This is a genomic window from Streptomyces litchfieldiae (genome assembly GCF_031845365.1).
In the GTDB taxonomy this organism is placed as follows: Bacteria; Actinomycetota; Actinomycetes; order Streptomycetales; family Streptomycetaceae; genus Streptomyces; species Streptomyces litchfieldiae.
The window spans coordinates 215,442-230,259 of the sequence record NZ_JAVREL010000009.1 but is presented as its reverse complement, the minus strand read 5'-3'; the positions used below and the strand labels follow the sequence as shown (position 1 = coordinate 230,259).

Below are 14,818 nucleotides of genomic sequence, written 5' to 3'. Positions count from 1 at the left end.
CCATGGCCACAGCCGGAATGGCCGGCCGCCTGATCGGCCGCGTCCGGGACCACCACCTGCCGTCCCGGACCGCCCTGTGACGGCCGGTCACTGACCGCTCGCCGACCGCTCCCGGCCGGATCCGCGTGCCCGGCGGTGCGCCAGACAGGCGTCGAGGAGGCGCACGTGCGGGTGGTCCCGGTAGCGCGCGGCCCTGGCCAGTTCGGTCCGGTGGGCGACGGTGAGGTCGGGGATGCGGACGTCGAGCAGCCGGCGCAGCGCGCCGAGCGCCAGGTCGTACACCCGCAGTTCCGCGTCCGACGGGGTGGCCACCTTGGCGATGAGGTGGCGGCCGTCGGGGGTGACGCCGACCTGCCGCACCCTCGCGCTGTCCCGGTGGTCGGCGAGGTCCAGCGCGGGGGACGTGACCGCGTTGCCGGTCACCACGTCCATGAGCTTCTGCTTCATCCGGCCGTACTTCTCGGTCGCGCCGGCGATGTACACCCAGTGGGGGTGGTCGGGCACCGGGAAGAGGTCGGGGGAGTACTGGCCGCGGGCCGGGGTCCGGGCCCAGGACGTGTGAATGGCGTCCACGTCGAACTGGTCGGCGCTCCGGGAGTACCCGCGGTCGTGGATGGTGCCGTCCGCCAGGTCGCTGTGCTTGTACTGCCACGCGTCGGGCACCGCCCCGGCGGGCGCGAGCGTGCCGGGATCGCGCACATCCAGGCGGAACGTGTCGGTGCTGTGCACCCACACGCTCACGTCGTCCGGTCCGTCCACGAACGTCCGCCGGGAGAGCTCCGCGTGTGACCGGCGGTCGCGGTGGGCGACGACGAGGCGGTCGCCGACGAAGGCCGCCGCGCCGATGTCGGGCAGGTCCGCGTGGCCGGACCGGCCGGGGGCGCCGGTGACCACCAGCCGGTGACCGGCCGCCAGCGCCACGCGCTCACCGGCCGCGACGAGCCGGTCGACCGGGAGGTGCGCCTCGTCCAGCCCGAGGCCGGCCAGCGGCTCGCGGCGCCGGACGGGTCCCCCGGGCGCGCCGAACAGCAACTCCTCCCGCGACACGGCGACCCAGCCGTTGACGGTCGCGGTCAGGTGCGTGACCGGCCCGTCGTGCAGCCGCGCCGGTTCGCCCCGCGCCCATGACCACAGCGCGCCCCGGCGGTCGGTGTGTACGAGCGTCCCGTCCGCGCCCAGCACCGCCCGGTGCAGCTCGGGCGCGTCGCGGCGCCCCCACACCCGCCGTTCGAGCAGGTCGCCGCCGGGCACCGCGTAGCGTTCGAGGATCACGTCGTAACGCCCGGCCGTCACCTCGGTGCGCACGACGGCGAGTTGGCCCGGCCCGTGCAGCACCTGGGCCAGGTGAGTGCCCGCGGGCAGGGTGCCGACCCGCGCGGGGTCGGCCTGGGCCGCGAGGACGTCGTCCACCGCCACCGCCCGCAGCGCGGCGAAGAGGCGCGGGTCCCGCGCCTCGTGTTCGGGCAGGTAGCGGGCCAGCCGGACGGCGTCGGCCGGGGCGCTCGCGGTGATCGTGGTCCACAGCGCTGCCCAGTCACCGCGGCCGACCAACACCTCGGCGAGGCGCAGGAGTTCCTCGCCGTCCAGGGCGAGGTCCGGCTCCAGCCGGGTGAGCAGGGAGAACGAGCCGTGCGCCGCCGCGGCGGCGCGCAGCCTCCGGCGCTCGTCCTCGCTCGCGCGCCGGTAGGCGGCGACGGTGTCCCGGCCGGTCGGGTCGGCCAGCCGGTGCCGCAGCGACTGCCCGGTGAGCAGGAAGAACGGGGCGGGGTCGGTCGGGGTCAGCTCGTGCTCGCGGCACCACTCGGCCAGGCCGGGCCAGCGGGCGGCCAGCGCGCAGGCGGCGTCGACCGCGGCCTGGTCGCCGGCGGTGAGGATCTTGCGGCGGGCCACCACGCCGAGCGGGTGCCCGGCCAGCGCGGCGGCCACCGCGATACCGGGCAGCATCTCCCGGGTCACCAGCGCGGGGTCCGGCCGCCCGGCGATGGCCGCGAACGCGTCGAGCCCGGCGTCGAGTTCGGCCGCGCCGGCGCCGAGCAGCGGGCGCAGCTCCTCGGGGGCCGCCAGCGCCTCCCACACCAGGGAGAACCGGGGTATCCAGGGTGGCAGGCGGCCGCAGGCGTGCAGCGCCGGCAGGTCCCCGGCCGCCACGGCTGCCACGAGGCGGGCCAGGGCCCTGTCCCTGCGCCGCCCGGACCGCGGCGAGCCGGCCCGGCGGAGGAGACGGTCCACCTCCGCCCGGCCCAGCCCGGGCGGTTGCGCATGCCGGGACATCAGCTCCCCTCCCTGCCGACGCCGACGGATGCGACACCCAGTGTGCCGGAGGGGCCCGGGACCGGTCCCGGGGGAAGCAGTCCCGGCCCCTTGCGTTAGTGCGACTAACGAGACGCTCGCCCTCACCGTTGTCGGCGATGGCTTCCCGACCGGCGACGCGTTCGCCGACCGGGTCGTCGGCGTGCTGAAGGTGGACCACGCGGCGGCGCGCGAACGCATCGCGGAACTCACCGCCGCGCGCCTCGTTCGCGAAACGCCGGACGGCGCCGTCGAGGCGACCGAGCGGGGCAAGGCGGAATGGAGCCGGATCCGGGCCGGCATCACGCGGATCACCCACCAGCTCTGGGGCGACCTGCCGGAGCACGACCTGGCCACGGCCGGCAGTGTCCTGAACACCGTCCTGGCCCGCGCCAACGCCCTGCTGGCCGCCCGACCGCCTGAGTTCACCGCCGTCGCCGGCGAAAGCCGCCTCAGCACGGTTCGAGGGCGAGGCGCGGAACGGCCAGGCCGTGGGTGGCGCGGCCGGCCGTGAGCCGAGTGAGCACGGTCAGGGTCTCGGTCACCAGGCTGTCGCCGAGGTGCAGTTCGCGCACGCTCACACCGTTCTCGTCGTGGACGCGGACCAGCAGCTCGACGACGCGGGCCGCGGGAACGCCCGGGCAGTACAGGCCGGCCAGTTCGAGCCGGGGCTGGCTGAGCAGGCGCCGCAGGCCGGGGAGCGCGGTGACCGACAGCACCACCCGCTGGCGGGCGCCGCGGGGCACCCGGACGGCCGCCGGGAGGACGTCGGAGGCGCGGGTGAGCACGACGCGGCCCACGCGTTCGGCGGGCCGGCCGTCGTGCGACAGGATGCGGGCGGGCGGAAAGCCGGCGGCCAGGGCGCGGGTCAGTGCGCGGCCGGAGCGGACCGAGATGCCCAGCCCCTCCTCGCCCAGCCAGTGCGGCAGGCCGCGCCTGGCGAAGCGGTCGGCGGGACAGTAGAGGTCGACGCCGGGCAGGGCGCCGCGGTAGGCGCGGACCCGGCGGCGGAGGCCGGGCTCGGGGTCGTGCGTCGGTCGGGGAATGAACGTCATGAGATGGGCCCATCGTCGGGGTGTGGTCGGGACGCCGCGGGCGGCCTCGACCTGCCGACAACGCTAGGAGCGCCGCCGGGAATCGAGTGCCGCGAAGCGTCCGCACTGCGGATTCCTGATGGCGCGCCCGGCCTTTCCTACGTCTCGCTGACGGTTTCCCCACACCTTCCTGACGCGGGCGGAATCCGCCCCTCGGGGGAGGCCGCCGATGTCACCGGCCCGGTAGCGGCGGGGTGCCCGTGACGCCCATGACGAGCGAGTAGAGCGCGGTGTCGGCGGCGATGAACAGGCGGTTGCGCTTGGCGCAGCCGAAGCGGATGTTGGCGACGACGTCGGGGACCAGCAGGCGGCCGAGGAGCGTGCCGTCGGGGTCGTAGCAGTGGACGCCGCCGCTCATGGCGGCCGCCCAGAGCCGGCCGCCGTCGTCGAAGCGGATGTTGTCGAAGTTGCCGATCGAGCACTCGGTGAAGACGTCCCCGTCCGAGAGCGTGCCGTCCTCCCGCACATCGAAGACGCGGATGTGGTTGGCCCGGCTGTCGGAGACGAACAGCCGGCTCTCGTCGAGGGAGAAGACCAGGCCGTTGGGCCCGCTGAATCCGTCCGCGACCAGGCGCACCTCGCCGCTCGCCGGGTCGACGCGGTACACGTTGCAGGCGCCGATCTCGCTCTCCGCGCGGTGGCCCTCGTAGTCGCTGGTGATGCCGAAGTCGGGATCGGAGAACCAGATGGAGCCGTCGGACTTGACGGCCGCGTCGTTCGGGCTGTTGAGGCGCTTGCCCTGGAAACGGTCGGCGATCACGGTGAGGGAGCCGTCGTGTTCGGTGCGGGTGACGCGGCGATTGCCCTGCTCGCACGTGATCAGCCGGCCCTCGCGGTCCAGCGTGTTGCCGTTGGGGTGGCCGGCGGGCGAGCGGAAGACGCCCACCTGTCCCGTTGTCTCGTCCCAGCGCAGCATGCGGTCGTTGGGGATGTCGCTCCAGATCAGGTAGCGGCCCGCGGGGACGTAGAGCGGGCCCTCGGCCCAGCGGCATCCGTCGTGGAGGGTCTCCAGCCGGGAATCGCCGGCATGGCACTTACCGGTGCGGAACCGGTCGTCGAGGATCTCGTACAACTGGGGGCGATCGCCGGGCATGGTCCCTCTCCTCAAGCAGCAATCAGAATGTCATACTCTCAATGAGCGATACTCCAGAATCCCATTCGGTTCGTCAAGGAACACATGGAAGGACATCTGGTGGACGACATCGATCGGCGGCTCCTGGCGCTCCTCCAGGAGGACGCCACGCGCTCCTACGCGACGCTGGGGAAGGCCGTCGGCCTCTCCGCGGGGGCCACCCATGAGCGCGTGCGCAAACTGCGGGACCAGGGCGTGATCCGGCGGACCGCCGCCGACGTGGACCCGGCCGCGCTCGGCAAGGGCGTCCTGGCCTTCGTCCTGGTCAACTCCACGTCCTGGATGGGCGATTCCGGCGCACGGTTCGCCGCCCTGCCGGAGATCGAGGAGGCCCATGTCATCGCCGGCAGCGCCTCGGTGCTGGCCAAGGTGCGCACCTCGACGACGGAACAGCTTCAGGACGTACTGCGCAGGCTGTACGCCATCGAGGGCGTCAGCGGCACGGAGGCGACGATCGTGCTGGACACCTTCTTCGAACGCCCCGTCGCCCCGTAACCGACCGCGGGATGCGGCGTGTTGGGCCGATGGCCGGTCACCTCACGCGGGCACCGGCGCCGTGCGCAGCGGCTCCCGCGTCCGGGCGGCTGTGAGGGCACGGACTACGAGGACACCGGCCACGGCCGCGCCGACGACGGCCGCGTCGGCCATCAGCAGCAGGGGCACGTTTGAGTAGGCGCGGGCGATGACGGTGTCCGTGCCGCCGGTGTACATCAGACCCGCCCCGCTCAGGCTGCCGACCAGCCACAGGCCCCACCACCAGTTCACGGCGCCCGGCAGGCGCTCACCGGGGGCACCGGCGCGATGGACGTTCGCGACGATCCCGCGGGGCACCCACAGGTTGGCGACCGGGACGACCCAGCCAGCGAAGACCCACGGCCAGGCGTAACGAGGGCGCTCGCCCGAGAGAGCCCGCGCGTTGTCCCGGACGCGCCACAGCCAGACCAGGAAGGCGATCGCGCAGAGCGCCGTGGCCACGTCTCCGAGGGAACTGACGAGGTGGTAGTCGTCCTCCAGCGCGGTTAGCGGGCGGTGCCCGGCCGTCGCCCTGGTCCGGCGGTCCGGACGGCGGCTCCCCGGCCGAGGCGAGCCGGATCTGCCACACGGCACGGGCCGCCCAGGCCAGCCCGGCGAGGACGAGAGCGGCGACGGCGCACCGGGCCACTCCCCGGACCGGGCGCAGGGCGGGCGGCGCTATGTGATCGTCCACGTGGTCATCCTTTCTCGCGGCGGGTCGTGCCCGCCACATGCCCCTCGCCGCCCGGAGGTTGGCGTCCGAGCCGTTGCCGGGCGGCGCGGGCAGGAGGGCGCCCGGAAAACCGATCGCGTGCCGGGTGGGTGATCGGCTAGACAGACGGTCGTGGTGGGGGCCCGATCGCCGCTCCGGTCTGTCCGGTGCGGCGCTGTGGAAGCGAGGGAGCCTGATCGTGGCCGCGCCGGTCATCCATGTCGAGGGGCTGGTCAAGGAGTACCGCCGGCCGCGGCGGGTCGAGGGCCTGCTGGGCGGACTGCGGACCCTGCTGACGCGGCAGTATGTGACGAAACGGGCGGTGGACGGCGTCTCCTTCGCCCTCGCGGAGGGCGAGCTGGTGGGCTACCTGGGGCCGAACGGCGCCGGGAAGTCGACCACGATCAAGATGCTGACGGGGATTCTGCGGCCGACGGCCGGGAGCGTGCGGGTCGCCGGGCTGGTGCCGTGGCGGGAACGGGAGCGGCACGCCCGGAACATCGGCGTCGTGTTCGGACAGCGGACGCAGTTGTGGTGGGACCTGCCGCTGCGTGACTCGCTGGAACTGATCGGGCGCCTGTACGGGGTCGAGCCGCCCCGGCACCGCGCCACGACGGCGCGCTTCACCGAACTGCTGGGGCTCGGGCCGTTCCTCGACACCCCGGTGCGGCAGCTTTCCCTGGGACAGCGCATGCGCGGGGACCTGGCCGCGGCCATGCTGCCCGAGCCGCGCATCCTCTTCCTGGACGAGCCCACCATCGGGCTGGACGTGGTGGCCAAGGAACGCATCCGCGAGTTCATCGTCACCCGCAACCGCGAGGACGGCACCACCATCGTGCTGACCACGCACGACCTGGACGACGTGGAACGCCTGTGCCGCCGCATCGTGCTCATCGACGGCGGCCGCGTCCTGTACGACGGGGACGTCGCCCGCCTCAAGGAGCGCTACGCCCCGCACCGCCGTCTCGTCGTGCACCTGGCCGACGGCGCCGCGTGGCGCGGCGTCGAGGTGCCGGGCGTCGGCCGCGACGACGGCGCCGAGGACGGGCCGGGGGCCGTGACGCTGCGCTTCGACCCGGCCCGGACGCAGGTCGCGGAGGTCATCGCGGCCGTCCTGGCGGGCCACGAGGTCACCGATCTGTCCCTGGTCGAGCCCGGCCTGGAAAGCGTCGTCCACCGGATATACGCGAGCCGGGAAGCCGCGTGACGCGCCGCCAGAAGATCGGCGCCTATGTGGCCATCGCGCGCCTCCACCTCCGCGCGCAGCTCGCCTACCGGGCCGACTTCGTCTTCCGCATGCTCGGGCTGCTGGTGCAGGTGTATCTGCTGGCGCTGGTCTGGCGCGCCGTCTACCCCGGCTCCGGCACCGTCGCGGCGCACGGCGGCCACCAGGTCGGTCTCGCCACGCAACTGGCCTACGCCACCTACGCGGCCGTGCAGAACTGGCTGCTCAACCCCGGGGGCCTGGCCCCCACCCCCATCCCGCAACGGGTGCGCGAGGGCAGCGTCGCCTTCGACCTGGCCCGCCCGGTCGCCTTCCCCGCCCAGATGCTCACCGCGCAGGCGGGCACCGTCCTCGCCGGGGTGCCGTTCGCCGCCCTCGCCCTGCCGTTCGCCATCGTCGTCGGCGGAGCGCGGGCGCCGGCCTCCCCCGGCGCCGCGCTCGCCTACGCTCTCAGCCTGGTCCCCGCGTTGCTCAACGCGCTGCTGCTGGCCGTCATCGTCAGCATGGTCTGCTTCTGGACCCTGGAGGTCGTCGGCATCTTCGTGATCCACCGCGTCGCCGCCCAGTTCTTCGCCGGCGCGCTGGTCCCGCTGTGGTTCATGCCCGCCTGGCTGGCCGACCTGGCCCAGGTCCTGCCGTTCCAGACCACGACCTACACGCCCATCGCCCTGTACCTCGGGCACATCCACGGCGCCGGGCCGGTCCTGACCGCGCTGGCCGTCCAGTTCGGCTGGACCGCGGCGCTCTGGCTGATCACGCGCGCCGTCTGGGCCCGCGCGCTGCACCGCGTCGTCGTCCAGGGAGGGTGACCCAGCCATGAGCGCCGCCAACCCCGTCCCGCGCCACCGCGCGTACCGGATCCTGGTCGGCGCCGCGTTCCGCGGTCAGCTCCAGTACCGGGGCAATCTTCTCCTCACCCTGGCCGGAGGCGTCGCCTACCAGGGCATCGGCCTGGTGTTCCTGTGGACCCTCACCACCCGCTTCGGCGACCTCGGCGGCTGGTCCATGGCCGAGATCGCCTTCCTCTACGGCATGCGCGTCACCGCGCACGGCCTGCTGATGGTCCCCACCAGCCAGTTGCACTACCTCGATCAGTCCATCCGCACCGGCGAGTTCGACCGCTACCTGGTCCGCCCCGCGGGCCCGCTCATGCAACTGCTGTGCCGTCAGATCCATGTGCCCACCCTCGGCGACCTGTTCACCGGCGTCGTCGTCCTGGCCGTCGCCGCGCACCAGGTCGGGTTCCGCCCCACGCCCGCCGCACTGCTCTACCTGTGCCTGGCGCTCGTCGGCGGGGCCATGGTCGAGGGCGCCTGCCAGCTCGCCTTCGCCTCGTTCTCCTTCCGCATGATGTCCAACCTGGCCCTGCGCGGTCTGCTGGACGACATCATGAACACCTTCGGCGGCTACCCGTTAAAGGTCTTCCCCGACACCGCGCGTCTCGGCCTGACCTACCTCGTCCCCGTGGCCTTCGTCGCCTACCTGCCCGCCGGCGTCCTGCTCGACCGCACCGACGGCCTCCACGTCACGGCGTGGCTCGCCTATGGCGCCCCCCTCGTCGGCCCTCTCCTCTACGCGGCCGCCTACCTCCTGTGGCGCACCCAGCTCCGCCATTACTCCAGCTCGGGAACGTGATTCCAGCGGGCGGGCCCGCCCGCTGGAGGGGCATCTCGGCGCGGCGGGAGACCCTGTTGGCACCTGTCACGACAGCCCCTTCCCGACCTCGTTGAGCTGCGGTTTCCTCGACGACGACGGCGGTCGGGATGCCGGTCACCCGTCGAATCCCGGGATGCGGCGGCTGCTGGAATGCTCCGCCCGGCCCAGAATGTTGTGGCCGGTGCCGGGCCACGCCCACCGATTCCCCCAGGGAGTACTCGTAACCATGCGCAGCATCCTCAACAAGCCGACCGACCGGGCACCCCGCGTGCGAGGGGCGGTGCGATCGTGAGCCGGATCCTGGTGACCGGTTCCGCGGACGGCCTCGGGCGTGCCGCGGCGGATTCGCTGTTGTCCGCGGGACACGACGTGGTGGCGCACGCCCGGAACGGGAAGCGCGCGGCAAGCCTCGACGCGCTGGTCGACCGTGGGGCACACCTCGTGGTGGGCGACTTCACGGACCGCGACGCCGTACGGCGCGTCGCCGCCGAGCTGAACGACGCCGAGCCGCTCGACGCGGTCATCCACAACGCCGGTGTGTGGAGCGGACGGGCCGTCATGCCGGTCAACATCGTCGCGCCCTACCTGCTCACGGCCCTGCTCCGCGCGCCCCGCCGACTGGTGTACCTGAGCAGCGGCTCGCATTTCAGTGGGCGCCCCTCGCTCGCCGGGGTCGACTGGCGGGGCGAGAGCGCCGGCTCCTACTCCGACAGCAAGCTGTTCGTCACCACGCTCGCGGCCGCGATGGCTCGCCTGCGCCCCGGGGTGCCGAGCAACGCCGTGGATCCGGGCTGGGTACCGACGAAAATGGGCGGACCGAACGCACCGGACGACCTCGAACTCGGCCACCGGACGCAGGAGTGGCTCGTGTCCAGCGACGAGCCCGAGGCCCTGACCACCGGCGGGTACTGGTACCACCACCGGCGACAGGAGCCGCACGACGCCGTCCACGACGAGGCGTTCCAGGACAGCCTCCTGCGGACACTGGCCGAGGAGACCGGCACCGCGCTCTGAGCGCCATCGCCCGCGGTGATCGCCCTGCCACGTTGGTTGGGCCGCAACAGCGGTGTCCGGCCGAGCCGTTCTAGCGCTCTGCTCGGCCGGCGGATTCCAGGGCGCGTCGTCCGGCCTCGCATGCCTGGTCGAGGGCGGTCCTTTCCTCGGCCGACAGATGCTGCGTCTTGTCGCGCCGGGCGGGGTCGAGGCGGGATCGGGCGAGGCCCAGCCAGGCCGGCGTTGGCTCGATGCCGACGAAGTGGGCCAGGCGTCCGAGGGCGTGGCCGGGGTCGTCGAGCACGTCCTCGTAGGACAGTGTCATCCGCCGGCCGGGCGGGACCTCGTCGAGGAAGGCGACGCCCTCGCAGATCAACTCCGACCACAGTGCGCCGAATCGCGTCACGGGCATCTCCCGGTCCCGGATCAGGGCGGGATCGAATTGCGCGCCGAGCAGGGCGGCCAGGTCGGGTGGCAGGGCCGCGACGTGTTGTTCGGTGAGGTCGGCGAGGGTGGGGACGGCGGCGTGGTCGAGGACGTCGCGGAGGAGAGAGATGGTGCGGTAGCCGGGGTGGCGGCTCATCGAGACGGCGCAGTCGGGGCCGTTGCGGTGGAGGTGGACGAATCGCGCCTCCGGGAACGTCTCGTTCAGACGGGGAATCCAGTGCAGGGAGTACCCGGAACGTTCGATGACGGCCCGTCCGCCGAAGCGCGCGCGGAGCAGGTCGAACAGAGCCCGATAGTGCTGGGCGACGGGCCGGGCGGGCCACGGGCGGATGTCGCGGGCGAGGTCGTCCAGCGCCTGGTCCGGGTCGTCGGCCAGGTGGGGGAGGACCATGAGGCTGAGCGCCGGGATGCCGGTCGTGGTGGCCGAGTAACGGCCCGGCTTTCGGATGTAGAGAAATTCGGGCAGGGGAGTGCCACTGCGGATCAAGGTGTCGAAGACGGCATTGGGCTCGGACAGGATCCGCCAGAACTCCTCGCCGGTGACCGGCTGCCCGGGAAAGGCGTGGTCCGGCTCCAGGAGGGAGGCGAGGAGTTCGTTCAGGCTCAGAATGTCGGGGTGGGCGTTGATGATCTCCGACAGGACGGTCGAACCGCTGCGTCCGGTTCCGACGATGAAGGTCAAGGATCGCATGAGTTCCCCTTCTCGCCTCGCCGGTGGGTGACTGGCGCTTGATACCCGTTCAGGAAGAACACCGAACTCGATCTGCTCCGGCGCTGCACGCCGGAGCAGATCGACCGCAACGAGGACCGACGCCCGCCCGTGCCCGCGGGATCCGGCTACCTCGGGCCGGTGTAGCTGGTCAACTGGACGTGGATGTCGGCCGAGCTGGGTTTGCCCTCGGGGGTGCGGAATTTATGGGTGAGCCTGTTCGTGTGGGGCACGTAGAAGCCGTCCACCTTCAAGACGCACGCGACACCGTTGATCTGCACGGCCTCCAGATCCTTCGGCGGTATGACATCCGGCAGCGTGACCTGATCGGCCTGCCCCGCGATCGGGCCCTGATTGGGCGACTCGTAATGCTCGAAGGTGAGAGTGAACGGCGGGAGATCCTCGCCCTCGAAATTCACGGTGACCTCCAGGTCCACCTTGAACCGCTCGAACGGCAGGTAGATCGGGTAGTTGTGGTGCGTGAACTCGCCCAGCGCGAACGAGGGGCCATCGATTTCCGCATGGGCGCCACCGCCCACGAATTCGTAAGAGCTCGTCTGGCCGTTACTGACGGGATCACCCCAGGTGATCGTATTGCTTGTGCCGTCCAGGCCATGGAAGTGCGGTCGGTGCGATGGATCCCAGACTTTCGTCCAGACACCCTCGATGTGAATTTGCGCCATGACAGGAGTGTTCCTTCCGCCGGATTTTCACCGGGCGTCGGCCCGTGGGACGGACGACGCCGAGGACACAACCGCATTCACCGATTCGCCGGTTCCCCAAGGCTCGTGGGCGGCGGGCGCGTCGCGCAAGCATGCCGTGCGGGCAGGCAGACGTTTTCGGACACATTCACGATGCGCCGCCCGCGGCATGTGTCACTGAGTCAGCGCGTTCGGGCTGTCGGCAGCCAGATGACCGAAAGCGTCGCGCCAGACCGCATACCACTGGCGGAACCACGGATGAGACTGCGCGAGCGGGAGGATGAAGTGCACCGTCTCCCGATAGTACGAACGACGTTTCTCCGGCCGGGGATGCGTATCCAGCCGCTGCACGTTGCTCAGCCGGTCCGCCAATTTCAGCAACAGGGCATCGGGCGGGGCGGTGCGCAAGCGCGTCAGATACGCCGCCCGCGCCTCCTCACGCGTCCGGCCCTCCGACGGCGCGGGCTTCGTCACCCAGTCGACCAGGACCGCGACGCGGTCGCCGAAGTGCTCCCGCACGTCATCGAGCGAACACTCCGTGTCCTCGACCACATCGTGGAGAACGGCCGCGCGCAGCACATCGACGTCAGTCGTTCCCACCGCCTCGACCAACACGCACACGACCTCGAGCAGATGCTCGACATAAGGCTCACCCGCCGGCCGCGTCTGGTCCGCGTGCCACCGCACCGCGAACTCGACCGCCTCATCCAGCAAGGCCAAATCCCGATCCGCGACGCGCCCCGCCAATCGCCCACGCACGGACGACCAACCGCCCGCCGCCTCGAAAACCCGCAACACGACGAACAACTCCCCTCACAACGCCACGGCGCCCACGAGTCGTTGGGCGGCTGGACGAAGACTTTCACCGATCCCCGTCCTGGCGCGGCCATCGCCGACCGGCTTACCGTCAATGGCAACAACATCGAGACCGGCACCGACCGCTACCACCTCGCCGGCACCCGAGTCCGTGGTCCCGGCATCCGTGGCAGGCTCTGACCATGCCGCGACGCATACCTGGGGATCCGGCCGTTCCGCCCTGGTCGGGAAATGAGGACGAGCGGGCCGCGCTTCGCGCCCGCGAGGCGGAGCTGCGGCGGTGGCGCGAGCGGGTGGACGCCGCGCTGCGCGTCGCCGATTTCGCCGCGGCCGAGGCCGCGGGCCATCACCCGGCGGCCGTTCGCGAACTCGCCCGCCGCAACGCGGAATCCCAGGGCGATCTCGACGACCTGGCCCGCCAGCTCAACGAGTCCGGGCTGCCCGGCCGGGCGTGGGACGGAGCGAGCGTGGCGTACTGCCTTCAACTCCTCTGGCCCCGCGAGCGCTACCGAGACTGGCCACGCCACCAGGGCAGGTACCCCGGCTACCTCGGCCCGCTGCGCGACAGCCTTCACTTCACGATGCCGTCTGAGCGGATCATCGGCCCCCGACGCCACCAGTACCGTTGCATTCGCTGCGACGCCCAGTGGCCCGAGGGCTGGCCCGGCACCGGGTCCCCCGCCGAGACCCGGTGTCCCGACTGCCAGTCGCCGAACTACGGGGTCGGCGGATCGGCCGAGGAGCACAGCATCATCGACCTGCACTGGCTGACGTTCCGCTACGCCCCTCGCCCCGCCGAGCCCTGCCCGGTCTGCGGCGCCGCCCGCGAGATGACAGCCCGCGGCTACAGCGACATCCCCGAACGCGTCCTGTGCTGGTCCTGCCCCCAGGCCGATGAAATCCACAACCGGGGCAACCCCGACAGCCACTTCGCACGCTCCCTCACCCCCGCCGTCTGGGAGTCGACCGCCGCGCACTACGCCTACTGGCTCGCCGTCGACGCCCTGCGCCGCGCGGCGGCGGCGGGCGAGGTGACCGAGCTGCCCGACGGCGCGCGGTACACGGCCCTGGACGGCAGCGGCGAACGCTGGATCCGCCACGCGAGAACCGGCTGGGAACGGCAGGCGGACGACGAACGGTCACCCGGCACCTGAACCCGCTACCGGGGCCTTGCGGTGAGTCATGCGGCACGGACGTTCTCGGTCGGCGCGGCGGGTTCCGGGGTGGACAAGTGGGTCCGCCCGGGCAGCAGGAGCGGGGTGGCGAGCAGCAGCACGCCGGAGACGGTGATCGCGGTGAGGGGGCTGGTGAGGGTGGCGAGGAGGCCCCAGATCGCCGTCAGGGCGGCCTGGACGAGTTTGCCGCTGACGCTCCATGTGCTGAGGACTTGGGCGGCGTGATCCGCGGGAGTGCGTTGCAGGCGTTCCGTGGCGTGGATCGGGTTGAAGACGCCCATGCAGGTGATCAGCAGACTCTCGACGACGATGACGGTGAGGAGTCCGGGGATGCCGGGCTGGACGAACGCGAGACCGAGCGGGAACAGCGATCGCAGCCAGCCGGAGACGGTCATGACCCGGTGCCGGCCGTAACGCTTCACGAGGGGTGCGGAGAGCCGGGCGCCCACGAAGCCGCCGAGTGCCGGGAGGCCGAAGGCGAGACCGTATTGCCAGGCCGGGAAGTGGTATTCGCCGAGAAGGAGAACGGCCAGGAGCGGGACGGTGGCCATGATGAGGCCGCCGACCAGGATGGAGTTGAGGAACAGGCGCCGCAGTGCGCGGTGGTGGAGGATGAACCGCCAGCCGCGAAGGAGGCCGACTCCGCGCCCCCCGGCGGCCGGGCCGCGGGGCGCCGCGACGTCTCCTCCGCGGATGCGGAGGACCGCGAGCGCGGACAGCAGGTAGCTGAGGGCGTCGGCCGCGACAGTGATGACCGGGCCGAGCAGCCCGATGAGCGCGCCGCCGAGGGGCGGGCCGACCGAGGTCGCCACCCAGCTCGTGCCCTCGAATCTCCCGTTCGCGACAAGGAGATGATCGCCGCGGACGAGGTATTTCAGGTACGCGCCGGATGCGGCGGTGCGGGCGATGGCCGCGGTTCCGGATATGACCGAGACGATCAGCAGTTGGCCGTAGGACAGCGAGCCGAGGAAGTACACGATCGGAATGCTCGCCATCGCGAGAAACCGGATCAGGTCCATCGCGATCATCACCGGACGCTTGGCCCGGTGCTCGACCCACGGCCCGAGCGGGAACGCGACGATCGCCGCGACAGCAAGTCCGGCTGCCCCCAGCAGCGAAACCGCGAATGCCGACGAGTGCAGCACGCGAACCGCGATCAGCGGGAACGCTCCGAAGGCGATCCACGTGCCATACGTGCTGACGGCGTGGGCCGACCACAGCCAGCCGAAATTGGGCCCCAATGTCACGCGCACATGACTCCTTCGCGACAACCGGTGTTTGGGCCCCCGAATCACATCGGCTTGCACACGTGCAGTTCAAACAACCGCCTCCCGGCGAGCCACAACGATCAGTTGG

14 protein-coding genes and 1 pseudogene are annotated in these 14,818 nt (G+C 72.0%); 7 read left to right on the top strand and 8 right to left on the bottom strand.

The annotated features are described in order from the left end of the window. Positions 1-87: 87 nt before the first annotated feature. On the bottom strand, positions 88-2,271 hold the full coding sequence (locus RM590_RS17500) for a hypothetical protein (RefSeq protein ID WP_311705523.1): 2,184 nt from the start codon (positions 2,269-2,271) through the stop codon (positions 88-90). A gap of 181 nt (positions 2,272-2,452) precedes the next feature. Here RM590_RS17500 and RM590_RS17495 point away from each other — a divergent pair, with 181 nt between their 5' ends. Continuing rightward, positions 2,453-2,803, top strand: a complete 351-nt coding sequence (locus tag RM590_RS17495; RefSeq protein ID WP_311705522.1) for a hypothetical protein — start codon at positions 2,453-2,455, stop codon at positions 2,801-2,803. On the opposite strand, the gene RM590_RS17490 is transcribed toward RM590_RS17495, so the two are convergent. Together RM590_RS17490 and RM590_RS17485 are read right to left on the bottom strand one after the other, a co-directional pair. Further along, the gene (locus RM590_RS17490) at positions 2,742-3,344 is read right to left on the bottom strand and encodes a hypothetical protein (RefSeq protein WP_311705521.1); all 603 of its coding nucleotides are present in this window, start codon (positions 3,342-3,344) and stop codon (positions 2,742-2,744) included. The genes RM590_RS17495 and RM590_RS17490 overlap by 62 nt on opposite strands. Positions 3,345-3,555: 211 nt before the next feature. Further along, positions 3,556-4,476, bottom strand: a complete 921-nt coding sequence (locus RM590_RS17485) for an SMP-30/gluconolactonase/LRE family protein (RefSeq protein WP_311705520.1) — start codon at positions 4,474-4,476, stop codon at positions 3,556-3,558. A gap of 99 nt (positions 4,477-4,575) precedes the next feature. On the opposite strand from RM590_RS17485, the gene RM590_RS17480 reads away from it, so the two are divergent. After that, positions 4,576-5,010, top strand: a complete 435-nt coding sequence (locus tag RM590_RS17480; protein ID WP_311705579.1) for an Lrp/AsnC family transcriptional regulator — start codon at positions 4,576-4,578, stop codon at positions 5,008-5,010. 42 nt (positions 5,011-5,052) lie between these two features. On the opposite strand, the pseudogene RM590_RS17475 reads toward RM590_RS17480, so the two are convergent. Next, a pseudogene (locus tag RM590_RS17475) lies at positions 5,053-5,761 on the bottom strand (DUF4328 domain-containing protein). A gap of 172 nt (positions 5,762-5,933) precedes the next feature. On the opposite strand from RM590_RS17475, the gene RM590_RS17470 reads away from it, so the two are divergent. The 4 genes from RM590_RS17470 to RM590_RS17455 all read left to right on the top strand — a co-directional run bounded on the left by RM590_RS17470 (position 5,934) and on the right by RM590_RS17455 (position 9,635). Further along, a complete protein-coding gene (locus RM590_RS17470) occupies positions 5,934-6,947 on the top strand; it encodes an ABC transporter ATP-binding protein (RefSeq protein WP_394813892.1) in 1,014 nt (337 codons plus the stop codon). Further along, positions 6,944-7,774 carry an ABC transporter permease gene (locus tag RM590_RS17465; protein ID WP_311705518.1) on the top strand — a complete coding sequence of 277 codons (831 nt, stop codon included), beginning with the start codon at positions 6,944-6,946 and terminating at the stop codon, positions 7,772-7,774. Before RM590_RS17470 ends, RM590_RS17465 begins: the two co-directional genes overlap by 4 nt. Positions 7,775-7,781: 7 nt before the next feature. Continuing rightward, complete coding sequence (locus tag RM590_RS17460) at positions 7,782-8,600, top strand: ABC transporter permease (RefSeq protein WP_311705517.1); 819 nt, start codon at positions 7,782-7,784, stop codon at positions 8,598-8,600. Between the two features lie 309 nt (positions 8,601-8,909). After that, positions 8,910-9,635 (top strand): SDR family NAD(P)-dependent oxidoreductase, encoded by a 726-nt coding sequence (locus RM590_RS17455; protein ID WP_311705516.1) that lies wholly within the window; start codon positions 8,910-8,912, stop codon positions 9,633-9,635. 70 nt (positions 9,636-9,705) lie between these two features. On the opposite strand, the gene RM590_RS17450 is transcribed toward RM590_RS17455, so the two are convergent. The 3 genes from RM590_RS17450 to RM590_RS17440 all read right to left on the bottom strand — a co-directional run bounded on the left by RM590_RS17450 (position 9,706) and on the right by RM590_RS17440 (position 12,269). Then, positions 9,706-10,752 carry a sulfotransferase family protein gene (locus tag RM590_RS17450; protein WP_311705515.1) on the bottom strand — a complete coding sequence of 349 codons (1,047 nt, stop codon included), beginning with the start codon at positions 10,750-10,752 and terminating at the stop codon, positions 9,706-9,708. Between the two features lie 146 nt (positions 10,753-10,898). Continuing rightward, positions 10,899-11,453 carry a choice-of-anchor K domain-containing protein gene (locus RM590_RS17445; RefSeq protein ID WP_311705514.1) on the bottom strand — a complete coding sequence of 185 codons (555 nt, stop codon included), beginning with the start codon at positions 11,451-11,453 and terminating at the stop codon, positions 10,899-10,901. A gap of 192 nt (positions 11,454-11,645) precedes the next feature. Beyond that, positions 11,646-12,269, bottom strand: coding sequence for an HD domain-containing protein (locus RM590_RS17440; protein ID WP_311705513.1), 624 nt, complete (start codon positions 12,267-12,269; stop codon positions 11,646-11,648). A gap of 200 nt (positions 12,270-12,469) precedes the next feature. On the opposite strand from RM590_RS17440, the gene RM590_RS17430 reads away from it, so the two are divergent. Beyond that, complete coding sequence (locus RM590_RS17430) at positions 12,470-13,441, top strand: hypothetical protein (RefSeq protein WP_311705512.1); 972 nt, start codon at positions 12,470-12,472, stop codon at positions 13,439-13,441. A gap of 26 nt (positions 13,442-13,467) precedes the next feature. Here the strand turns inward: RM590_RS17430 and RM590_RS17425 are convergent, their stop codons facing one another. Continuing rightward, a complete protein-coding gene (locus RM590_RS17425) occupies positions 13,468-14,715 on the bottom strand; it encodes an MFS transporter (RefSeq protein ID WP_311705511.1) in 1,248 nt (415 codons plus the stop codon). Between the last annotated feature and the right edge of the window lie 103 nt (positions 14,716-14,818).